The 23,237-nt window shown below is 48.0% G+C and carries 19 protein-coding genes and 1 other annotated feature; of the genes, 16 read left to right on the top strand and 3 right to left on the bottom strand.

Features of this window, described 5'->3' with window-relative positions; genetic code table 11:
• The 4 genes from T497_RS18580 to T497_RS0111985 all read left to right on the top strand — a co-directional run.
• Positions 1-405 (top strand): dockerin type I domain-containing protein (locus T497_RS18580; RefSeq protein WP_028515820.1); only part of this gene is annotated, 405 nt, incomplete at its 5' end.
• A 176-nt stretch (positions 406-581) separates the two neighbouring features.
• Positions 582-1,709 (top strand): MORN repeat-containing protein, encoded by a 1,128-nt coding sequence (locus T497_RS0111995; protein ID WP_028515819.1) that lies wholly within the window; start codon positions 582-584, stop codon positions 1,707-1,709.
• Between the two features lie 73 nt (positions 1,710-1,782).
• Positions 1,783-3,135 (top strand): MATE family efflux transporter, encoded by a 1,353-nt coding sequence (locus T497_RS0111990; RefSeq protein ID WP_028515818.1) that lies wholly within the window; start codon positions 1,783-1,785, stop codon positions 3,133-3,135.
• A 218-nt stretch (positions 3,136-3,353) separates the two neighbouring features.
• Positions 3,354-3,896 carry a stage V sporulation T C-terminal domain-containing protein gene (locus T497_RS0111985; RefSeq protein ID WP_028515817.1) on the top strand — a complete coding sequence of 181 codons (543 nt, stop codon included), beginning with the start codon at positions 3,354-3,356 and terminating at the stop codon, positions 3,894-3,896.
• 122 nt (positions 3,897-4,018) lie between these two features.
• Here the strand turns inward: T497_RS0111985 and T497_RS0111980 are convergent, their stop codons facing one another.
• Positions 4,019-5,488 (bottom strand): DUF1846 domain-containing protein, encoded by a 1,470-nt coding sequence (locus T497_RS0111980; protein ID WP_028515816.1) that lies wholly within the window; start codon positions 5,486-5,488, stop codon positions 4,019-4,021.
• 398 nt (positions 5,489-5,886) lie between these two features.
• Positions 5,887-6,094 (top strand) — a binding site (T-box leader).
• A gap of 60 nt (positions 6,095-6,154) precedes the next feature.
• Here T497_RS0111980 and T497_RS0111975 point away from each other — a divergent pair.
• The 5 genes from T497_RS0111975 to T497_RS17680 all read left to right on the top strand — a co-directional run bounded on the left by T497_RS0111975 (position 6,155) and on the right by T497_RS17680 (position 11,985).
• Positions 6,155-6,616 carry a hypothetical protein gene (locus tag T497_RS0111975; RefSeq protein WP_028515815.1) on the top strand — a complete coding sequence of 154 codons (462 nt, stop codon included), beginning with the start codon at positions 6,155-6,157 and terminating at the stop codon, positions 6,614-6,616.
• A gap of 17 nt (positions 6,617-6,633) precedes the next feature.
• Positions 6,634-9,456 (top strand): excinuclease ABC subunit UvrA, encoded by a 2,823-nt coding sequence (uvrA, locus tag T497_RS0111970; RefSeq protein WP_028515814.1) that lies wholly within the window; start codon positions 6,634-6,636, stop codon positions 9,454-9,456.
• A 12-nt stretch (positions 9,457-9,468) separates the two neighbouring features.
• Positions 9,469-10,038: a hypothetical protein gene (locus T497_RS0111965; RefSeq protein ID WP_028515813.1), complete on the top strand. Its 570-nt coding sequence runs from the start codon at positions 9,469-9,471 to the stop codon at positions 10,036-10,038.
• Positions 10,039-10,057: 19 nt separating this feature from the next.
• On the top strand, positions 10,058-11,275 hold the full coding sequence (gene tyrS, locus T497_RS0111960) for a tyrosine--tRNA ligase (protein WP_028515812.1): 1,218 nt from the start codon (positions 10,058-10,060) through the stop codon (positions 11,273-11,275).
• Between the two features lie 146 nt (positions 11,276-11,421).
• The gene (locus tag T497_RS17680; protein ID WP_051530652.1) at positions 11,422-11,985 is read left to right on the top strand and encodes a type II secretion system protein; all 564 of its coding nucleotides are present in this window, start codon (positions 11,422-11,424) and stop codon (positions 11,983-11,985) included.
• A gap of 77 nt (positions 11,986-12,062) precedes the next feature.
• Here the strand turns inward: T497_RS17680 and T497_RS0111950 are convergent, their stop codons facing one another.
• Together T497_RS0111950 and T497_RS0111945 are read right to left on the bottom strand one after the other, a co-directional pair.
• Complete coding sequence (locus T497_RS0111950; protein WP_028515811.1) at positions 12,063-12,596, bottom strand: hypothetical protein; 534 nt, start codon at positions 12,594-12,596, stop codon at positions 12,063-12,065.
• Between the two features lie 76 nt (positions 12,597-12,672).
• Positions 12,673-13,641, bottom strand: coding sequence for an RING finger protein (locus T497_RS0111945; RefSeq protein WP_028515810.1), 969 nt, complete (start codon positions 13,639-13,641; stop codon positions 12,673-12,675).
• Between the two features lie 342 nt (positions 13,642-13,983).
• On the opposite strand from T497_RS0111945, the gene T497_RS0111940 reads away from it, so the two are divergent.
• The 7 genes from T497_RS0111940 (at position 13,984) to T497_RS17675 (ending at position 23,214) form a co-directional block, all read left to right on the top strand.
• Entirely contained in the window at positions 13,984-15,249 is a 1,266-nt protein-coding gene (locus tag T497_RS0111940) for a M16 family metallopeptidase (RefSeq protein WP_028515809.1), read from the top strand.
• The gene (gene yfmH / locus T497_RS0111935) at positions 15,246-16,526 is read left to right on the top strand and encodes an EF-P 5-aminopentanol modification-associated protein YfmH (RefSeq protein WP_242840012.1); all 1,281 of its coding nucleotides are present in this window, start codon (positions 15,246-15,248) and stop codon (positions 16,524-16,526) included. The genes T497_RS0111940 and yfmH overlap by 4 nt, the downstream gene beginning before the upstream one ends.
• Before the next feature lie 4 nt (positions 16,527-16,530).
• A complete protein-coding gene (gene lgt, locus T497_RS0111930) occupies positions 16,531-17,706 on the top strand; it encodes a prolipoprotein diacylglyceryl transferase (RefSeq protein ID WP_028515807.1) in 1,176 nt (391 codons plus the stop codon).
• Positions 17,707-17,708: 2 nt separating this feature from the next.
• Positions 17,709-18,566: a bifunctional methylenetetrahydrofolate dehydrogenase/methenyltetrahydrofolate cyclohydrolase FolD gene (gene folD, locus T497_RS0111925; RefSeq protein WP_028515806.1), complete on the top strand. Its 858-nt coding sequence runs from the start codon at positions 17,709-17,711 to the stop codon at positions 18,564-18,566.
• 192 nt (positions 18,567-18,758) lie between these two features.
• A complete protein-coding gene (locus tag T497_RS0111920; protein ID WP_051530651.1) occupies positions 18,759-20,162 on the top strand; it encodes a sodium-dependent transporter in 1,404 nt (467 codons plus the stop codon).
• A 400-nt stretch (positions 20,163-20,562) separates the two neighbouring features.
• Positions 20,563-22,254 carry an MBOAT family O-acyltransferase gene (locus T497_RS0111915; protein ID WP_028515804.1) on the top strand — a complete coding sequence of 564 codons (1,692 nt, stop codon included), beginning with the start codon at positions 20,563-20,565 and terminating at the stop codon, positions 22,252-22,254.
• A gap of 12 nt (positions 22,255-22,266) precedes the next feature.
• Positions 22,267-23,214: a GDSL-type esterase/lipase family protein gene (locus T497_RS17675; RefSeq protein ID WP_051530650.1), complete on the top strand. Its 948-nt coding sequence runs from the start codon at positions 22,267-22,269 to the stop codon at positions 23,212-23,214.
• The last annotated feature ends 23 nt before the right edge of the window (positions 23,215-23,237 follow it).

Raw genomic sequence — 23,237 nt, 5'->3', positions numbered from 1 at the left:
ACAAAGCCAGTTTCAACAACCACAACTACAAAACCTGTTTCAACAACCACAACTACTAAGCCAACTTCAACAACCACAACCACAAAACCTGTTTCAACTACTACAACCGTTACAACAACTGCTCCTGTAACTACCACAACAAAGCCTGTTGAGCCTAAGCAGTCTCTCGGCGATTACAACAACGACGGCGCTGTAAATGCAGTTGACGCTTCTTACATCCTTACCGTTTACGCTGAGAACTCCATAAATCACACAACCGCAACTGCTGAGCAGTTAGCTGTGGGAGACGTCAACAAGGACGGCAAATTAGACGCAGTAGACGCTTCATATGTACTTTCATACTACGCATACTGGTCAACTAAGGAAAAAATAAGCTTAGAGGAATATCTCAAAAATAATCTTTAATATCTTAACACAAGCATGACCGCCTTCGGGCGGTCATTGTTTTTCTTAGTCATTGACTTTATTCACGGAATATGATACAATATATGTGATTTATTTTGCTTTATTTAAAGCTTATGACAGTTTATCTCGTCAAATTCTCCATTTAAACCAGAAAGATATGATAAGGAGAAGATATTATGGGAATGATGGATTTTCTAAAAGTCAGCAACGGAATCGCAAACAATATCCATTTCGTCAACAGGATCCTCGGTGAGGGTACATATTCAGGGCACGTTGATTCTTCAAGGAAACCCAACGGTCACGGAGTTTTCATAAACAGCCTTGACATAGAATATGAGGGCGAATGGGCTAAGGGCAGGCTCTGCGGCTTCGGCAAGAAATATGCCAAGGGCTACTATGACCTTGTACAGGGCGGCGACGATGATGATGCAAGCAAATCCCTTGTTTACGCAGGCAGCTTCTGGAACGACAGATTCCACGGCAAAGGCAAGGAATACAGTCAGACAGGCAAGATAATCTACGACGGCGACTGGCTTGAGGGCTGGAAGTGCGGCGAGGGTATCGAGTACTACGAAAACGGCAGAGAAAAGTTCAGAGGTACATGGAACAGAAGCCGATACCACGGAAAAGGCGTATTCACCTGCAAAAACGGCAGTATCATAGAGGGCGAATGGATAGACGGCAGGCTCGAGGGCGAAGCTACCCTTACTGACAGAGATAACTGCGTATACAAGCGGATCTATAAAGAGGGCGACATGATAAGCGAAAAGCTTGTCAGCGGAACTCCGAAGCCTTCTCCCGACGCATCAAGAACTATTAAATTCGATACGGGCATATATAAGGGCGAGGTCAGCTTTACGGGCAAAATGCACGGCAAGGGCGTGTTCACCTACACCAACGGCAACAAGTACGAGGGACGCTTCAAGGACGGCGTAAAGCACGGCAGCGGCGTCTTCACATGGGCTAACGGCGACGTTTACGAGGGCGAATTTGAAAACGACCTGCGCAACGGCTACGGAGTCTATACCAGCCAGAACGGCAACAAGTACGACGGCGAATGGAAGGACAACCTTAAAAACGGTCACGGCATATTCTATTACAGCAGCGGAGACCGCTTCGAGGGAGAGTTCTTAAACAGCCTTAAACACGGACACGGCGTATTCCACTCAAAAAACGGCAATGTTTTCGAGGGCGAATGGCTCAATGATATGCGCTGCGGCGTAGGCATCGTAACTCTTGCAAGCGGCAAAAAAATGCGCCAGAAATGGGAAAACGAAAGGCTCATAAACGAGGAAATGCTCTGATATTCACAAAATCAATAAAAAATCAAGACCGCCCTTTGTGGCGGTCTTAACTATGAAAACATGGAGATAGAAAATGAAAAACAACGACTTTACAAGCGGCGCGATACTTTCAAAGCTGCTTAAATTCATGCTGCCTGTTCTGCTGGCTATGTTTTTGCAGGCTATGTACGGCGCTGTGGACCTGCTGGTGGTGGGACAGTTTGCAGAAAAGACCGATGTTTCGGCAGTATCAACGGGCTCACAGATAATAATGACTCTCACCAATATACTGGTGAGCTTTTCTATGGGCATAACCGTCGCCGTCGGACAGAGGATAGGTCAGAAACGCCCTGATGAAGCCGCTCAGACTATAGGCACAGGTCTTATCATCTTCGGTATCATCGGACTTGTATTAACGGTGATAAGCGTTGTCGGCGGCTCGGGACTTGCGTGGATAATGCAGGCTCCAAAGGAAGCCTTCGATGTTACAGCAAACTACATAAGGATATGCGGCGGCGGCTTCCTCGTTATCACAGCTTATAATCTGCTGGGCAGCATATTCCGAGGTCTCGGAGACTCGAAAACACCGCTGTTAGCTGTAGGTATCGCCTGCGTATTCAATATCATCGGCGACCTTGTTTTCGTGGCTGGCTTTGGTATGGGCGCTTCGGGAGCAGCTCTCGCCACTGTCATGGCTCAGCTCATCAGCGTTGTGATATCATTTATAATGATACGCCGCTCAAAGCTTCCGTTTGAGTTCGGCAAAAAGCACCTGAAACTGAAAAAGAATTACGCCTCAATAATAATCCGCATAGGAACGCCTATCGGCTTGCAGGATTTCCTTGTGGGACTGTCATTCCTCATAATACTTGCTATCGTGAATCGTCTCGGTGTTACCGCTTCCGCAGGCATCGGTGTTGCGGAAAAGGTATGCGTATTCATAATGCTGGTACCGCTGGCATTCATGCAGTCCATGACCGCCTTTGTAGCACAGAACTACGGCGCAGGACAGCTCCATAGAGCACAGAAGGCTCTCAAAACAGGTATAATAGTCTCATTTGCCTTCGGCTTTGCGATGTTCCTGCTCACATTCTTCCACGGGGACCTTCTGGCAGGTATCTTCTCCCCCGAAGCTGATACAGTAAAAGCCGCGTGGGACTACCTTAAAGCCTACGCTATCGACTGTCTGAGCACCTGCTTCCTGTTCTGCTTCATAGGCTACTACAACGGCATTGAAAAGACCAAATTCGTAATGCTTCAAGGCATCTGCGGAGCCTTTCTCGTAAGGATACCAGTTGCTTTCCTTATGCAGAGGATAGGCGGCGGCTCCATGTTCCTCATCGGAATGTCAATTCCCTGCTCAACAGTTTTACAGATAATCATGTGCTTTGCAGCGTATTTTTATTTCAACAAAAAGCAGAATGCTCCCACAGAAAACGTGATATAACATAAAAAAGGCAGATACTTCCGCGAAGTATCTGCCTTTTTCACTATTATGATTAGTTTTCTTCAATTTTTAAATAAGCAGCAATGTTTTTAGGCTAAAAAGGCTGTTTGCATAAGCTGCCGGACATGATCCAAGCTGCGTATATTACTTATAAGACTGCAAATAATATCCAAAGCAGACAACTGCAAATCCACGTAAAAAAGGAGATTTCACTTTTTATGAAAGCAACAGGTATTGTCAGACGGATAGACGACCTCGGACGTGTCGTTATCCCTAAGGAAATACGCAGAACTATGCGGATAAGAGAGGGTGACCCACTCGAAATATACACAAACAGCGAGGGCGAAGTCATTTTCAAGAAGTATTCCGCCGTCAGCGAAATGAGCGAGAATGCAGGCTATGTAGCGGATATCATGCATAAAATAGCAGGCTGTCCCGTCATCATCTTCGATAAAGACCACGTAGTAGCCTCGGCAGGCGTTCCGCGGAAGGAGTTCTCCGAGCGCCGCGTCACAGGACAGCTTGAGGAGCTCATGGAAAGCCGCGGACAGTTCTTCTGCCCCGACGGCAGCACCAACAGCTTCTTCCCTGCCGAGGGCGTGGACAGAACTGCCATAGCCGCTCTGCCTATCATCACGGCAGGCGATGTTTCGGGAGCTGTCGCCTTTCTCACCAGTGAGAAGTGCACCGAAGTGACCGACCTGCAAAAGAGCCTGATAAACGCCGCCGCCCAGTTCCTTGCGCGGCAGATAGAGGGGTAAATAAGCCTTTAGCCATAGGCTTTAGAGCTAATAATTATGTAGGGGCGCACAGTGTGCGCCCGTCTTATCTCCCCATATACAGCCAAAAAAGGCACTCAAATGAGTGCCTTTTCAACTATTTATTATGCCTCGTACTTCGGCTCGCAGGTGAGATTTATGCCGAGTCTCTTTGCGATACGCTCGTCAACTGCCGAAAGGATAACCGTTGAATGAACTTCACAGCCGCGGAGCTTTGATATCTGCTCCATAGCCTTTTTAGCGTTCTCATCGGTGTTTGCGCAGATAGACAGCGCGATAAGAGTCTCATCGGTGTGCATTCTCGGGTTGTTGTTGCCGAGGTGGTTTACCTTCAGCGCCATAATAGGCTCGATAACGTGTGGCGACATGAGCAGTATCTCGTCGTCGATATCAGCGAAGTGCTTCAGCGCATTGAGGAGAAGTGCCGATACTGCGCCGAGAAGATTCGATGTACGTCCTGTAAGGATAGTTCCGTCGGGAAGCTCCATAGCAGCGGCAGGTCCGTCTGTAGCCTTTTCCTTTTCAAGAGCCGCAGATACTACCTTTCTGTCCTCAACGGTAACGCTTGCCTGCTTCATGAGAAGCTCCAGCTTCATTACCTCGTCTTCGGAGATAAGACCTTTACGGTACTCGCACATTCCTGTATAATAGCGGCGGATTATCTCCTGCTTTGCAGCCTCACAGACAGCCTCGTCGTCGATAATGCAGTTGCCTGCCATATTAACGCCCATATCCGTAGGCGACTTGTAAGGAGACTCGCCGAGTATAGTCTCGAACATAGCGTTGAGTACGGGGAATATCTCAACATCGCGGTTGTAGTTTACGGTAGTCTTTCCGTAGGCTTCAAGGTGGAAAGGATCTATCATGTTAACATCGTTGAGGTCTGAGGTTGCAGCCTCATAAGCGATATTAACGGGGTGACGGAGAGGAAGGTTCCATATGGGGAAGGTCTCGAACTTGGCATAGCCTGCATTGAGTCCTCTCTTGTGCTCATGGTAGAGCTGAGAGAGACAGGTAGCCATTTTACCGCTTCCCGGTCCGGGAGCTGTAATGACAACGAGCTTGCGTGAGGTCTCGATATAGTCGTTCTTGCCGTAGCCCTCATCGCTGATGATGTATTTAAGGTTGGAAGGATAGCCCTTTATGCTGTAATGGTGATAAACCTTTACGCCGAGAGCTTCAAGGCGCTTCTGGAAAGCGTCGGCAGTTGGCTGATTGTCGTATCTTGTAAGAACAACACTGCTGACATAGAGTCCTATCTTGGTGAAAACATTGAAAAGACGGATAACATCAACATCGTATGTAATACCAAGGTCGCCTCTTACCTTGTTCTTCTCGATATCGTCGGAGTTGATAACAATAACTATCTCAGCCTCGTCCTTGAGCTGTAATAACATCTGGAGCTTGCTGTCAGGCTTGAAGCCGGGAAGCACTCTTGAAGCGTGAAAATCATCAAAGAGCTTTCCGCCGAACTCCAGATAAAGCTTATCGCCGAACTCTGCGATACGATGTCTGATATGCTCAGACTGCATTTTAAGGTATTTTTCGTTGTCAAAACCGATTTTGAAACTCATTTTTCTCTTCCTCCCGCAAACATTATAATAATTTATTATATACCAAAGCCCGACAAATTTCAAGTACCGCGCCGAAAAAAATTCTGTTGTTCATTTCCGCAAGTATTGTGCAAATTAATGCGTAAAAAACTGAGAATGTATCATTGTAGGGGCTGATGCCTACATCATCCCGTCAAAATAAAACAAAGGCAACGGGGCGATGCAGGCATCGCCCCCTACAAATAGGAATTCGGGGTTATTTCGTTTGGCGCGGACTGCCAAAGACAGCCCCTGCAATCTTAGCTCTTAGTTCTTAGTTCTGCTAACGGCTAAGGGCTAAAGGCTCGGGCGGATAATATCCGCCCCTACAGGCGTTCTCCCCACTTGACAACAACAAAAATATATGCTATGATGTAAAAGCAAAAACCATGAACGAATAAAACCTGTGCAATGCCCGATACAGAGAGTTTCCGTCTGGTGCGAGGAAACGACGGCGCATAGTGACCTACATTCGGGAGTTGCCGCATTGAACCTAAAGTAGGTGCGGACGGGTATGCCCGTTACAGCTTTTCGAGTTCCGATTATCGGATAAATCAGGGTGGTACCGCGAGTAGCTTCGCCCCTGAGCAGTTTTTCTGCTCGGGGGCTTTTATATTTCCGTATTATAAATAAGTAAGGGAGCAAACTATGAAAAGAGCCATTGCATATCTCAGTATTTCTGCGGCAGTATTCCTTATATCACTGTTTTTCATGTACATAGGCTTCATAAGCCCTGCAAAAAACGGTGCGGACTCCCCTTTCATACGCATGACAGTATGCACTCTGCTGTGCATTATAGTCATCGGCTTTTCCACAAGATATATTCATTTGATAACCGGACTTGCAGGACTTGACAGCGCACATCTGAACTTAGGCTTCACTATCGCTATTCTCCTTGCCATATTTACGGAGTACGTCAGCTTCGGCAATTCTACACTTGAACCCTACTATACAGCCCTTGCCGACAGATACAAGGACGGCTTGGGAGAATATTTCTACACCTATTGTAAATATGTATTCATGGGCGGACAGGCTCTCATAGCAGTCCGCACCTTTATACACTCGGCTTTGCTTGGTCTAATCAAGACCATAATCAAGCACTGTGACTGATTTCGAAAGGAGTTTTTATGACCGATAAGATAATCATCAAAGGCGCAAGAGCCAATAACCTTAAAAATATAGACTTGGAACTCCCCCGTGACCGACTTATCGTCATGACAGGACTTTCGGGCTCGGGCAAGTCCTCACTTGCCTTTGATACCATTTACGCCGACGGTCAGCGCCGCTACGTGGAAAGCCTTTCCTCATATGCGAGAATGTTCCTCGGACAAATGGAAAAGCCCGATGTGGACAGCATTGAGGGACTTTCCCCTGCTATCTCCATTGACCAGAAAACTACCTCCAAGAACCCGCGTTCAACTGTGGGTACTGTTACCGAGATATACGACTATCTCCGTCTGCTTTACGCAAGGATAGGCGTTCCACACTGTCCTGTCTGCGGCAGGGAAATTTCCCAGCAGACCATTGACCAAATGGTGGATACCCTTATGGAGCTCCCCGTGGGTACGAAGCTACAGCTCCTCGCTCCTATCGTCAGAAACCGCAAGGGACAGTATTCAAAGGAGCTTGAAAGTGCAAGAAAATCGGGCTTTGTCCGTGCAAGAGTTGACGGTATCATGTATGAACTCAGCGAGGATATCAAGCTTGACAAGAACAAGAAGCACAATATCGAGATAATCGTTGACCGTATCGTTATAAAAGAGGGCATCGAGTCCCGAATCACCGACAGCCTTGAAACTGTTTTCAACCTCACGGGCGGTCTTGCCATTGCGGACGTCATCGACGGCGAAGAGATACTTTTCTCCCAGAATTACGCCTGTCCCGAGCATAATATCAGCATAGGCGAGCTTGAACCCGTCATGTTCTCATTCAACAATCCTGTGGGAGCTTGTCCCAAGTGTACAGGTCTGGGCGTGTTCAGACACATCGATCCCGACCTCATTATCCCCAATAAAGACCTTTCTATCGAGGAGGGCGCTATCAACGCCTCGGGCTGGAACAGCCTTGACGAGACATCTATCGCTACCATGTATTACCGCGCTATCTCAAAGAAGTACGGCGTGTCTATAGACGTTCCCGTCAAGAAGCTGAAAAAGGAACAGCTTGACCTCTTCCTCTACGGCACAGGCGACGAAACACTGGAGCTGAAACGTCCTGCTTCTCTCGGCGGCGGAACCTACAACTCGCCATTTGAGGGCGTTGTCAACAACCTTGAGCGCCGCTACAAGGAGACCTCAAGCGAATGGTCGAAAAATGAGATAGAGGAGTATATGAGCGAGGTGGAGTGCCCCGTCTGCAAGGGTAAAAGGCTCCGCGACGAGTACCTTGCAGTAACTGTGGGCGGCAAGAACATCAGTGAGCTCACTGATTTTTCCGTCAAGGACGGTCTCGGCTTCTTCAACGGTCTGAAGCTCTCGGAGCATGACAGCTACGTTGGCGAGCGCATAATCAAGGAGATAAAGGAGCGTCTGGGCTTCCTTAAAAGCGTGGGACTTGAATATCTCACCCTTTCACGTTCATCGGGAACTCTCTCGGGCGGCGAAAGCCAGCGAATCCGCCTTGCTACACAGATAGGCTCATCACTGGTTGGTGTGCTCTATATCCTTGACGAGCCAAGTATCGGACTTCATCAGCGCGACAATGACAAGCTCATAGCTACGCTGAAACGTCTCCGCGACCTTGGAAATACCCTCATAGTCGTTGAGCACGACGACGATACAATGCTTGCCGCTGATTACATCGTGGACATTGGTCCCGGGGCAGGCATACACGGCGGCGAGGTTGTCTTTGCAGGAACTGTGGATAAGCTCCTGAAATGCAAGACCTCAATAACAGGTCAGTACCTCAGCGGCAGAAAGAAAATAGATATCCCGAAAAAGCGCAGGAGCGGCAACGGAAAGTTCCTTACCGTCCGCGGAGCTGCCGAGCATAATCTGCAAAATATCGACGTTTCAATACCTCTCGGCGAGCTCGTATGCGTTACGGGAGTTTCGGGCTCGGGCAAGTCCTCACTTGTGAACGAGATAATCTACAAGTATCTTGCCGCAAAGCTGAACCGCGCCAAGACAAGATGCGGTCAGTTCCGCGAAATGGAGGGACTTGAACATCTGGACAAGGTCATCTGCATAGACCAGTCCCCTATCGGACGCACTCCCCGCTCTAATCCTGCCACATATACAGGCGTTTTCAGCGATATACGCGACCTTTTCTCAAAAACTCCCGACGCCAAGGCTCACGGCTATACAAGCGGACGATTCTCCTTCAATGTCAAGGGCGGACGCTGTGAAGCCTGCGAGGGCGACGGCATAATCAAGATAGAAATGCACTTCCTGCCCGATATATATGTGCCCTGCGAGGTCTGCAAGGGCAAACGCTATAACCGCGAGACTCTCGATATCCACTACAAGGGCAAGTCCATTTACGATGTACTGGAAATGACCGTGGACGAGGGCGTGGAATTCTTCGAGCATATCCCGAAAATAGCCAAAAAGCTGAAAACCTTGCAGGAAGTAGGTCTTGGCTACATCAAGATAGGTCAGCCTGCTACGACGCTGTCGGGCGGCGAGGCTCAGCGAGTTAAGCTGTCAACGGAGCTTTCAAAGCGCTCCACAGGCAATACCATTTATATACTGGACGAGCCCACAACAGGTCTCCACACAGCTGACGTCCACAAGCTCATAGACGTTCTGCAAAGGCTGACAGACCAGGGAAATACTGTCCTCGTCATTGAGCACAACCTCAACGTCATCAAAGTCGCAGACCACATCATCGACCTCGGTCCCGAGGGCGGCGACGGCGGCGGCACTATCGTGGCGCAGGGTACTCCCGAGGAAGTGGCTCAGTGCGAGAAGTCCTATACGGGACAGTATCTGAAAAGCTATCTGAAGTAAAGGCGGTGAAATATGAAAACATATACCATAATCGGCGGAGTCAACGGCGTTGGCAAGAGCAGCTTCACTGGCGTTCTCGTCCGCAAGACCGATGACCTCGGTATCATAATAGATACCGACAAGCTCAATGCAGAGTTTGACGGTGACCGCATACAGGGCGGCAAAAAAGCCATAGCTCTTATGGAGGACTGCCTTGAAAAAGGACTAAGCTTTACGCAGGAAACCACTCTTTCTGGCGTAAGAACGCTGAAAACCATACGCCGTGCAATAGAGCTTGATTATCATATCAGGCTGTACTATATCGGCGTTAATTCCTGCGAGGAAAGCCTGCTACGCATCGCTAACAGAGTACGCAAGGGCGGTCACGATATCCCGTCCGAGGACGTACAGCGCAGATACGAAAAGCGTTTCAGCGACCTTTCCGCTGTGCTCCCCTATTGCAGTGAAGCTGAATTCTGGGATAACGAAAACGGCTTTGTCAATGTAGGCGAATACAAAAACGGCAGTCTCGTAATATACGGCAATGAACCGCCGCAATGGCTCACAGAGCTGAAAAAGCTTATCAATAATAATGAATTATAATATAAAGGAGAAATAAATCATGACTACTTTTGAAGAACTCAAGCGCAGAGGTCTCCTCGCGCAGCTCACAGACGAAAAGGAAATAGAGGAGCTTGTCAACGCAGGCAAGGCTACCTTCTACATTGGCTTTGATCCTACAGCCGAATCCCTCCACGTTGGTCACTTCATGGCTCTCTGCCTTATGAAGAGACTCCAGATGGCTGGCAACAAGCCTATCGTCCTCATCGGCGGCGGTACTGCCATGATAGGCGATCCTTCGGGAAAAACCGATATGAGAAAAATGATGACTCCCGAGACTATCCAGCACAACGTTGACTGCTTCAAGAAGCAGATGAGCCGCTTCATCGACTTCTCTGAGGACAAGGCTATCATCGTAAACAACGCCGACTGGCTCATGAAGCTGAACTACATAGAGCTTCTCCGCGATGTCGGAGCTCATTTCAGCGTAAACCGTATGCTCTCACATGAGTGCTACAAGCAGCGTATGGAGCGCGGTCTTACATTCCTCGAATTCAACTACATGATAATGCAGAGCTACGACTTCCTTGAGCTCTTCCAGAAATACGGCTGCAATATGCAGTTCGGCGGCGACGATCAGTGGGCAAATATGCTTGGCGGTACAGAGCTTATCAGAAGAAAGCTTGGCAAGGACGCTTACGCTATGACTATCACTCTCCTTCTCAACTCCGAGGGCAAGAAAATGGGCAAGACCGAAAAGGGCGCAGTATGGCTCGATCCTGCGAAGACAACTCCTTACGAGTTCTTCCAGTACTGGAGAAACGTTGATGACGCTGACGTTATCAAGTGCCTGAAGATGCTCACATTCGTTCCTGTTGAGCAGATAGAGGAAATGGAAAAGACTATGGAGGGCGCTCAGTTCAACGCTGCTAAGGAGCTTCTCGCATACGAGCTCACAAAGCTTGTACACGGCGAGGAAGAGGCTGAAAAGGCTAAGGCAGCTGCAAAGGCTCTCTTCGGCGGCAGCGGTAACAATGAGAATATGCCTGTAGCTGAAATAGACTCCGCTGACCTTACAGACGGTGCTATCGGACTTCTCACACTTCTCGTAAAGGCTGAGCTTGCTCCGTCAGTATCAGAAGCAAGACGTCTTGTACAGCAGGGCGGCATCACAGTCAACGACGAAAAGAAGTCTGATCCCAAGGAAATGATAGTCCTCGACGGAGAGACAATCGTCCGCAAAGGCAAGAAAGCTTTCAAAAAAATTGTTATAAAATAAGTGCTTTTTACGACAAGTATAAATTAATCAAAAAAAATAATTATTTATATGATTTTCTTTGAATAAGCTATTGACAAATCAAAAAAAACAACGTATAATATAGGAAAATCTTAGTTTTCTTCATCATGATAAAGGGGGGCTTTTTTATGACAGGAAACAGAAAACGGGGTTTTACCTTGATCGAGCTTATAGTTGTTATCGCTATCATCGGCGTGCTTGCAGCTATACTCGTTCCGTCTCTCATCGGATACGTTAAAAAGTCAAAGCGCAGATCCGACATCTCAGCAGCACATACTATCTACACCGGTGTAATGGCTGTTCTTGCCGACAACGAGGATGCTCAGGAATCCTTTGTCAAAAACAACGACAACAAAGGACAGGTTACTATCCCAAACGGCGGCACAGGCGAGGTCTATGACCTTTATGTGGTCTGCTCAAAGGATGGTGCTAAGAACACAGGCAGCCATCAGCCGTTATGGTCAAACGGAAGTGCTGATTCTCAGCTGTTTGAGGACGCTATCAATAACTTCCTCGGAACTGAGAGAACTCCTGTAAAGTACACCCAATCCGATAAGGGCAAGGAACTCAACCGCTGGTTCATCTGTGCTAAGAACAACAGCTACGAATCAGTTGAGATCTGGGTAGGCGACGGCAGCAATGATACTCCTATGTTCAGATTGTGGCCCGATACTCAGCCCGACTACAATTAAAACAGCGAGCCCTGCTTTTGCAGGGCTCAGTTTTTTGCGTACTGACAGTAAAAAAACTCCTCAGATGAGGAGCTTTTTCATTCATAATTATAAAAAGCCATAAAGTTATCGGAGCTGTAGCCGCAGTCCGCAAAGCGCTTCTTAGCGTTCTCGGCTGAAACAACGCCGCGGATAAGTCCTGCAAGCTTTGAATATGTATGCTTCTCGGTGTCCTTTAGCTCCGAAACATCGCGGCTTATGGACATCATATTGAAGTTCATCTTCAGGTCTGCAAGACCGTCAGCTGCAATATATTCTCCGAACTGAGAGCGGATATAGTAATAATCCACGCCGTCACTGCTGCATATGAGCATTACCTGCGACGGTATGTAGGAATCGCAGCCCGAATAGGCTCCGCCCTCGAAATCGCTTATCTTGTGTTTTTCCTTGAAAACCTTTATTCTGGTGATATTATCGGGATAATTTGTCTGTTCGCAGTAATTCACCAGATACTTTTCACCAAGCCCGTTGCTGAGCTCATAGGTATACGTTGGATAATCCTGTAAACCGCAGCTGTACAGCAACAGAAGCATAAACGGCATTATCAGCAGCAATGCCTTTCTGAGCTTCAATCGTGATCCCCCCTGTTACACAGTAAAAGCAGACTTTTCCGAAGTCTTGCCCGACATTCCCCTTATACAGCCGAACTTACCACAGACAAAGCGTACTGAAATCGTTTATCGTAGTCAACATTGTAAACAAAACATACAGCGACATTACCGCAACAAGTCCTATTCCGTACTTTATCAGCAGGATAAGCACCATATTCATGGGCTTTACGCCGCCTACGGACTTTATTCGGGCACTTTCTGCGCCGTTGCTCTTCAGTCTTTTCACTGACCGCATGGCGAACCTGAAATACAGCCAGTTTGCAAAAAGGCACGACAGAGCCCTTATTCCCATATCTGCGATCATAAAGACCTCGTTCATGGTCTTTAAAAAATCCTGCTTGTCAGCAATAAAGCTCGCTATATCCTTTGGGTACTCCTCGATATACATAAGGAGATTTGCAGGAAGATTGAAAATTATGCCCAGTGTTGCGGCAAGTATAGCCCAGCCCCACATCTTTCTGTTTGCGAAGAACAGTGACGGGAATATCAGGCTGAACAGATTGAATGACGGTCTTGCACCGCTCTCCTGCATCTGCTTGAACTTGGGCACATAGTATATAGTGCTCGGACCAACGAAGTCCGAAACGTCCTTCATGGTAACTCCGCCCATGTCCTCGTTGGGATCATAGCCGAGATACTTTATAGGATCGAAAAGCTCCTCGCGGCTGTATGCAGCAAAGGGATCGCGCGGCTGCTCACCGTTCTCCCCTGCTTTCTCAAAGGGATCGCTGGTAGCCTCGGCAAGGGCGCTGCCGCAGCGCTGACAGGTCTCGTCCGCAGCCCTGTTGGGGAATCTGCATACGGGACATATCTTGTACAGCTTCTCGTCATGCTTGCTGCGCTTCCATTTGTCGCCTGTTCCGTGCAAGGCTGCATTGGCGCATTTATTCTCTGTTTTATAGCATTCCCTGTGGTGCGGAGTACCGCAGTCGGGACACACAACTATATCATCATCAGCAGTAAAGCTTTTACTGCATACGGGACATATCTCTCCGATATAATCCATTTCTCAGCCCCCTTTTTAAATGGTTACAAATCTTAAAGTATATTATACCACTTTTATGCAATAAAAATCAAGTATTTTTATGTTTAATTTTAGAATTGCTCTCTTTATACATATAATGATATTGTATAATGTGTGCCACATATAATCTTAGTTCTTAGCTCTAAAGCTAACTGCTGAGGGCTCGGGCGGATAATATCCGCCCCTACTTAGCTCTACTATCTAAATTATTGAAAAAAATTCAAAAATACTATGGTAATTTATTCTCAACTGTGATATAATAGACTATATATGCAGAACTGTACAAGGTTCATGCACCAGTTTTATGATTGGAGTACAAGCCATATGATATACAAAAGGTCAGAGCTTGGCAAGGGAATAGGCTTCACGTCCATGGTGGACAGCAAATTCAAATCCTGCGTCCTTGCGGTATACTTTCTGACAGAGTCGGACGAAAAGACCGCCGCTCTCAATAATCTCGGCACAGGAGTGCTGGCAGTATCAAACAGCAGATACCCGACCTATGCAGCCATGAGCGAAAAGCTCTCGGAGCTTTACGGTGCTTCTGTAGGCTCTATAGCCAAGAAAAAGGGCGACGCACAGATACTCGGTCTCAGCGCTTCGTGGCTGGACGACAAATACGCTATCGACGGCGAGGATATCAGCGGAGAAATGGTATCTATCGTTCACGACTGCCTTTTCGCTCCCAATGTAAGGGACGGAGCATATGACAGCGAATCCTTTGCAATGGTCAAAAAGGACCTTCTTGACAATATAAACGCGGAATTCAACCAGAAGCGCGGCTACGCCATAACAAGAGCCGTCCAGACAGCCTACCGCGGCGAGCCTGCTGCAATTATGGAATACGGCTCAAAGGAGGCTGTGCTCTCCTCAACTGCCGAGGAAGCCTTTGCAGCATATCAGGAGCTGCTGAAAACCGCAAAAATCGAGATATATCTTGTATCCCCCGACGAGGATAACAAGTTCGCGGATATGTTCCGCGAGAGCTTCGCTGAGATTGAAAGAGCTCCCAAAGATGTCAGCATTCGCAGCCACAGTCCCCTCAAAGCCGAGGTGGAGACTGTTTCCGAGGAATACGACGTCAACCAGTGCAAGGCTGTGCTGAACTTCAAGACCGATTCCGACGACAGATACGCTCTGAAAATGGTCAGCATAATCTTGGGCGAACTGCCATTCTCAAAGCTTTTCCTCAACGTCCGCGAGAAGCTGAGCCTGTGCTACTACTGCACAAGCCGCTCTATCTCCATAAAGGGAGCGTTCTTCGTTGACTGCGGCGTGGAGAGAAAGAACATCGAAAAGGCCAAGACTGAGATACTTGCTCAGCTTGAAGAGATAAAGAAGGGCAATATCTCCGATATGGAGATACAGGGCTCCCTTATGGCTCTGGATAACGCAGTTTCGCAGGTGGGCGACACTCCCACATCGTACATCACATGGTATGCGGACTGCTTCTTTGAGAACGACTACTACACCCCCGAGGAGCACTTCAACAGATTCCGCGGCGTGACCAAGGAAAGAATGGTCGAAGCCGCAAAATCGCTGAAGCTTGACAGTATCTACCTCATGCTCAACAAGGAGGTGCAGGAATGATGAAAAAGGAAATTCTCACCAGCGCCCGTACAGGCGACAGCTGTATCCACGTAAAGCACTCCAGCGGACTTGATATCTATATCTGCGAAATGAACGGATTCAGCGGCGTTGAAGCCCTCTTCGGAACAAAATACGGCTCGGTGAACACTATGTTCAAGACTGCCGCAGACAACGATTATACCGTTGTTCCCGAGGGTATCGCCCATTTTCTGGAGCACAAGCTCTTCGAGAACGAGGACTGCGGAGTTTTTGAGCTCTACGCCAAAACAGGAGCTTCGGGCAACGCCTATACTTCATTCGACAAGACCTGCTATCTTTTCAACTGCTCCCGAAATTACGAGGAGAATCTGAAAATACTGCTGGATTTTGTCCAGAAGCCATACTTCACCAAGGAAAACGTGGACAAGGAAATGGGTATCATCGGTCAGGAGATAAAAATGACCAACGATAACCCCGAATGGCGCGTGTTCTTCAATATGCTGAGAGCTATGTACCACGCCCACCCCGTTAAAATAGACATCGCAGGCACTGTGGAAAGTATCGCAAAGATAGACGCTGACCTCCTTTACAAGTGCTACGATACATTCTATAACCTCAATAACATGGTGCTTTCCATTGCAGGAAACATCAGTGCGGACAAGGTGCTTGAGATATGCGACGAATACCTTAAACCCTGCACGGACAAGGGACTGGAATCAGTATTTCCGCCCGAGCCCGATGAGATAGTCGAAGCTGAAACGCGGGAAAAACAGCCCGTAGGCGCTTCTATCTTCAATCTTGGATACAAATGCGCTCCGAGAAGCGGCATTGACCGTCTCAAAGCAGTTTCAGCGGCTTCTATAGTATCGTCCCTGCTCACCGATCCTGCACTGCCTATGTGCGAGCGGCTCCTCAAGGACGAGGTGATAAACTCCACCTTCAACTGCGAGGTATTCTACGGTGACGGCTACTTCACCCTGATATTCTCGGGCGAAGCCGAAAAGCCCGAGCTTATCCGCGAGGCTGTATTCGCCGAGATAGACCGCCTTATTGCCGAGGGCGTAAACGAAAAGGACTTCCAGCGCGTAAAGAAGTCCGCCTACGGCGTAATGGTCCGCGAGCTCAACAACGTCGAGGCTGTTGCAAGCCTTATGCTCAACGCCTATATGGAGAACGTCTCACCTTATGACTCTATCAGCATAATGTCGGAGCTCACCTGCGGCGATGTTATTGATTTTATGCGCAGTCAGCTGCGCCGTGACAGATGTGTTCTGTCAGTAATAGAAACGGAGGATTGACCAAATGTCCACAGAAACACTATTAGAACCACACGAAATACAATTTCCCGAACTTGGCTGGAAATTCAATATTGATCCTACCGCATTCTCGGTATTCGGCTTTGATATCCAGTGGTACGGAATAATCATCACACTCGGACTTATCCTTGCACTTATCTACGCTCTTCCAAGAATGAAGCGCTTCGGACTTGACTCCGACAGAACTGTTGACGCCATTATCGGCGGAGTTATCGGCGGTATCATCGGTGCGCGCATATACTACGTGCTCATGCGCTGGGACGAATACAAGGGCGACTTGAAAGCTATCATCAACACCCGTCAGGGCGGTCTCGCCATTTACGGCGGTATCATAGGAGCCCTGCTTATCGGTCTTACCATATGCAAGATACGCAAGATCAAAATGCTCCCCATGCTTGATATCACGGCACTTGGTTTCCTTATCGGGCAAGGCATCGGACGCTGGGGCAACTTCTTCAATCAGGAGGCATTCGGTACGAATACCGACTTCTTCCTCGGCATGACAGGCGGTACTATCCAGCGCACTATCAGCGACGGTATGCAAATGGGCGGCGATATGTACAACAACGGTCTGGAAATGCTCTGGGAAAAGCCCGTTCACCCCTGCTTCTTCTACGAATCAGTATGGTGTCTGCTGGGCTTCGTGATACTCTCATTCTGGTCAAAGCGCAGAAAGTACGACGGACAGATATTCCTCATGTACCTTGCATGGTACGGCGCAGAGCGCTTCGTAGTTGAGGGACTCCGCACAGACAGCCTTATGCTGGGCAATATCCGTATCTCGCAGGCTCTTTCCGCAGTTATCTTCGTAGCCTCAGTGATACTCCAGATAGTGCTCTTCTCCAAGAAAAAGCGCGATCCCGAGAGCATGGTGCTCTATGCAAATACCGAGGAATCACACCACCTCATCGAGGAATCACGCCGCAAGAAAATGGGTATCTCCCACGAGGACGCAAAGATAGACGGCATTGACGACGACGAGCTGGATATACTTAACGATGACGACGATGATTTCGACGAGTCAGAGCTGGACTTTGACGATGATGACGACGACTTCGACGACGATGATGACGAAGCTCCTGCAAAGCCTGCGGAGGCTTCTGAAAATAAAGATGATGACACAGAGGACGAAAAGTCCGATGAAAACAAGGAGGATAAATAACAATGGGACAGATAATCGACGGAAAAGCAGTTTCAGCAGCAGTAAAGGCTGAAGTTGCAGAGGAAACAGCCAAGCTCAGGGAAGAAAAGGGACTTAAAGTTGGTCTTGCGGTAGTTATCGTAGGCAACAACCCTGCTTCAAGAGTTTACGTAAACAACAAGAAAAAAGCTTGCGAAGCTGTAGGCTTCCAGTCATTCGAGTACGCTCTCGACGAGAACACCACTCAGGAGCAGCTCCTCGACCTTGTAAACGTACTTAACCGCGACGACAGAGTAAACGGTATTCTTGTACAGCTCCCTCTGCCGAAGCACATCGACGAAAAGGCTGTTATCAACGCTATCTCACCTGATAAGGACGTTGACGCTTTCCACCCTATCAACGTGGGAAAGATAATGATAGGCGAGTATTCATTCCTGCCATGTACTCCCGCAGGCGTTATGCGCCTTATCGAGAGCACAGGCACAGATATCACAGGCAAGCAGTGCGTAGTTATCGGCAGAAGCAATATCGTCGGCAAGCCTCAGGCTATGCTGCTTCTCCAGAAGAACGGCACAGTTACTATCTGCCACTCCAAGACCAAGAACCTCAAGGAGGTATGCCTCGGCGCTGATATCCTCGTAGTTGCTATCGGACGCGCTAACTTCGTTACAGGCGACATGATTAAGGAAGGCGCTGTAGTTATCGACGTTGGCATGAACCGTCTTGACAACGGCAAGCTCTGCGGCGACGTTGAGTTCGAGTCCGCTGAGAAGAAGGCTTCCTTCATCACTCCCGTACCCGGCGGCGTAGGTCCTATGACTATCGCAATGCTTATGAAGAACACCCTCACAGCTGCAAAACAGCAGGCAGGTATTGAGTGAGTAGTGAGTAGTAAGTAGAGAGTAGTAATTAGTAGGGGGCGATGCCCACATCGCCCCGTTTAGGAACGGCATTTCGCCGTTCCTTTTTCTTTTTTTGATGTTATTCAGGACTTGATATTGATTTTTCCTATTACTAATGCTATAATTATACTTGTATTGCATTATTACGACAAAATGAAAGGACATATTCACATGAATGATACGAAAAAAGTCTCCGAGCGAGGCGGATTTGGTTCAAAAATAGGCTTCATACTTGCCGCGGCAGGCTCTGCGGTAGGTCTGGGCAATATCTGGAGATTCCCCTATCTTGCCGCAAAATACGGCGGCGGCTTCTTCCTGCTGGTATATCTCATATTTGCATTGACTTTCGGCTTCACCCTTATGCTAACCGAAATTGCTATCGGCAGGCGCACAGGCAAAAGCGTTATCGGCGCATACAAGACAGTGGACAAGCGCTTCTCATTCCTCGGAGTCCTCGCCGCTGTTATCCCTGCGCTGATACTCCCCTATTACTGCGTTATAGGCGGCTGGGTACTGAAATATATGACAGTATTCCTCACAAACGGCGGCAAGGCTGCTGCCGAAGCCGAATACATAGGCTCCTCACCTGACGTTAAGCTCACATTCTTCGAGCATTTCATCGGTCAGCTGGGACAGCCTGCTGTTTTCTTCATAATATTTGTGCTTCTGACCTCAATAGCCGTATTCATAGGCGTTGAAAAGGGCATAGAGCTTGTGAGCAAATTCCTCATGCCCGTACTTCTGCTGCTCATAGTTGGTATCGCAATATACACCCTAACTCTTGACGGCGCAGGAGAGGGACTCAGATACTATCTGCTCCCCAATTTTGAGGGATTCACACTGCCAAAGCTACTGCAAACAATTGCGGCAGCCTGCGGACAGCTGTTCTACTCGATGTCAATAGCAATGGGCATCATGATAACCTACGGCTCATACATGAGAAAAGAGGACTCCCTTGAAAGCTCAGTCCGTCAGATAGAGATATTCGATACCGCCGTTGCTTTCCTTGCAGGACTTATCATCGTACCTGCGGTATTCGTATTCTCAGGCGGAGACAGCTCCGCCCTCAACGCAGGTCCCGGACTTATGTTCATAACTCTGCCAAAGGTATTTTCAGAAATGCCGGCAGGCGGTATCATCGGATCAGCCTTCTTCATTCTCGTTGCACTTGCTGCGCTCACCTCGTCCATTTCCCTTATGGAAACAGTAGTTGCCGTAGTTATGGAGAAATTCAGGCTCAGCCGTGTAAAGAGCTGCTGTATCGTAATAGTATTCACCCTTATCATGGGTATGCTCTCTGTAATGGGCTACAGCATATGGGCTGACGTAAAGGTCTTTGGTATGCAGATACTTGATTTCTTCGACTTTATCACCAACAACCTTATGATGCCTGTGCTTGCATTCCTCACCTGCATACTTGTGGGATATACGGTCAAGACCAGATATATCGAGGAGGAGGTCATGTTCGGCGAAAAGCGCTTCCGCTCAAAGCTCCTCTACAGCGTAATGATAAAGGCAGTATGCCCGATATGCATGATAATGATACTTATTACGCCATTTGTAACAGATATTTAAGATATATTCCCGTAAGGAACGCCGAGAACGGCGTTCCTTTTTTGTAGGGGCGACGTCCCGTCGCCCGCCCCAAACACATCGAATATCCACACGGGCGCCGAAACGGCGCCCCTACAAATAGATATTCGGGGTTATTTCGTTAGGCGCGGACTGCCAAAGGCAGCCCCTACATTCTTAGTTCTCAGCTCTTAGTTCTGCTAATCACTAATCACTAATAACTAATCGCTAAAAAGCGGCTGTTTACTGCAAATTGCTACATTATTCCAAAGGTATTGACATTTATATATCAAACGTGTAAAATAGTAATGTATGAGTTTTTATAACGCTATTTTCCGCAGATAATACATACTATGACATTCTGCGTTTTGATAATAAATGAATTAATTAAAGGGTGGTATATTTGGTTTTCAGCAGCTTGGAATTTATTTTCATATTCCTGCCTGTTTTTTTGATTGCCTATTCGGCGTCTGAGAAAAAATACAGAAACATCGTTTTAGTCGTATCGAGCATAATTGCAGGCTACGCCGTTTTCGGCGTACTGCACCTGACGAGCGTTCTCAACATTGCGCTCTACTTGGCGGCTGTGTTCTGGCTTTTGTTCGAGTCCTGCACAGCTCCCGAAAAGCGGTACCGATGTGACGTAATAATCGTGGCAAGCGCCGTTGCAGGCTATGTCCTGTTCCACGACCACGGACTTTTCAAGCCCGTACCCGTACTGATATTCCTGCTGACAACGGGATTTCTCCTTGCACACGCCTACTCCTCCACAAGGATAGAGTATCAGAACCTTGTGATATTCACAGGAAGCGTCCTGTTCTACAGCTTCGGCGTAAAAAAGCCCGTGTATATCCTGCTTTTCCTGCTGACGGTGCTTCTGAACTTCATCGTAGCGCAGTTCATCGAGAACAGCCGCTACGTTAAGAAGCTCTGGCTGTTCTTTGGCATAGTTTTCAACTTCTGGTGGCTTATCTTCTTCAAATACTGGACTTTCGGCACGGAAAATATCAACAATATCTTCCACCAGAGCCTGACGCTGAAAAATATAATCCTGCCTATCGGTATCAGCTTCTACACATTCCAGAACGTATCCTACATAATCGACATATACCGCGGCAAGGCTAAAGCCGAAAAGAACCTCGTCAACTACGGCGCATACATCACTATGTTCCCTCAGCTCATCGCAGGTCCTATCGTTACCTTTGACCACGTCGCAAAGGAACTGAAAAGCCGTACCCACACCATTGCACAGGTCGAGGACGGTCTCAAGACCTTTACTATCGGTCTGGGCTACAAGGTGCTTATCGCCAATCAGATAGGCGGTCTGTGGAGCGATATCTCCATGATAGGCTATGAGAGCATATCATCAAGGCTTGCATGGCTGGGTATATTTGCTTACTCATTCCAGCTCTACTTCGACTTCTGCGGCTATTCACTCATGGCGATAGGTCTGGGCAGGGTAATGGGCTTCGAGCTTCCAAAGAATTTCGACCACCCTTATATGTCGCTGACTATGACCGAATTCTGGCGCCGCTGGCATATGACTCTTGGCTCATGGTTCAAGGACTACATCTATATCCCTCTCGGCGGAAACCGCAAGGGCGAGGGACGAATGGTGTTCAATATGCTTGTTGTTTGGCTGTTCACAGGTCTGTGGCACGGCGCAAGCTGGAACTTCGTACTGTGGGGACTGGTGCTCTTCATCATTATCATGACGGAAAAATTCTGGACAGGCAAGACTCTGAACAGGATAAAGCCCCTCGGTCACTTGTATATGCTGGTGATAATCCCCGTAACATGGCTGTTATTCGCAATTACGGACTTCCATGAGCTGGGAATATACTTCAAAAGGCTTATCCCGTTCCTGCCTCAGAAGACTTTCGCCATTATGGACAAGGACTACGCATTTTACTGGACGAAATACTGGAAATACTTCGCAGCGGCTCTCCTGTTCTCCACAAGGATACCCGAGGCTGTCTACAAGAAGATAAAGCATTCCATTTTAACAGCAATACTGCTGATTCTGGTATTCTGTGCGGCTGTATACTGTATGTACAGAGGCATGGACGATCCATTCATGTATTTCAGATTCTAAGGAGAGAAAAAATTGAGCAAGTTTAAACAATGCATATACACGGTGATACTTCTGCTCACCTGTCTGGTGGCTTCACCGTACATATATAAGCAGATTTGGAAGGACAGCGAATTGGTCACGCCAAAGGCTGCCGCAAAGGAGCCCTCTGCTGCTGCACCTGCGGCTGAGACAACTACCACAGCTTCTCAGGAGAGCACAACAGAGGCTCAGCCCACATCAGAGGGCGAAACAACTGCTCCTGCCACACAGGAACAGCCTGCAGAGCCTACTACTTCTCCCGTAAACTGGGTGCAGAGCGGTCCCGAGTACTTCGATGACGCACTGTTTATCGGCGATTCACGTACAGTAGGCATCTCGAACTACGGTACCCTTAAAAATGCGGATTACTTCTGCGATATCGGTCTTTCGGCGTATAAGATAGATAACTCCTATGTAAACGGCAAGACCATCTGGGAGTTCCTCAGCGGCAAGAAATACGGCAAAATTTACGTAATGCTTGGAATCAACGAGGTAGGCAACGACTTTGAATACACTGTTGCGGCTTACAGAAAGCTTGTGGACGGCATTCGTCAGGCACAGCCCGACGCCCTTATATACTTACAGGGAAATCTCCACGTTACCACAGCAGGTCAGACTCAGTATATAACCAACGAGCGCATCGATATCCTCAACAGCAGGATACAGGAGCTCGCCGACAACAAAAAGACCTTCTATATATGCGTAAACGGAGTCTTTGACGACGAAAACGGCGCACTTACAGCTGATTACGCCAGCGACGGCGTTCACGTTCTTGCAAAATACTACGCAACATGGTGCGACTGGCTCTGTCAGAATACCGTTGCACCTGCTGCTCCTGCAGCAACAGAAGCAGCAAAGACAGAAACTACAGAGGCTTCAACTTATACATCTGAGCCTGCTGTAACAACACGTCCTCAGAACGAAAGCTTTTCAAACCAGTAATATCCATATCGAAAGGAGTACAC

The organism is Ruminococcus flavefaciens MA2007 (assembly GCF_000621845.1).
GTDB lineage: Bacteria > Bacillota > Clostridia > Oscillospirales > Ruminococcaceae > Ruminococcus > Ruminococcus flavefaciens_E.
This window is presented reverse-complemented; position numbering and strand designations above follow the sequence as displayed.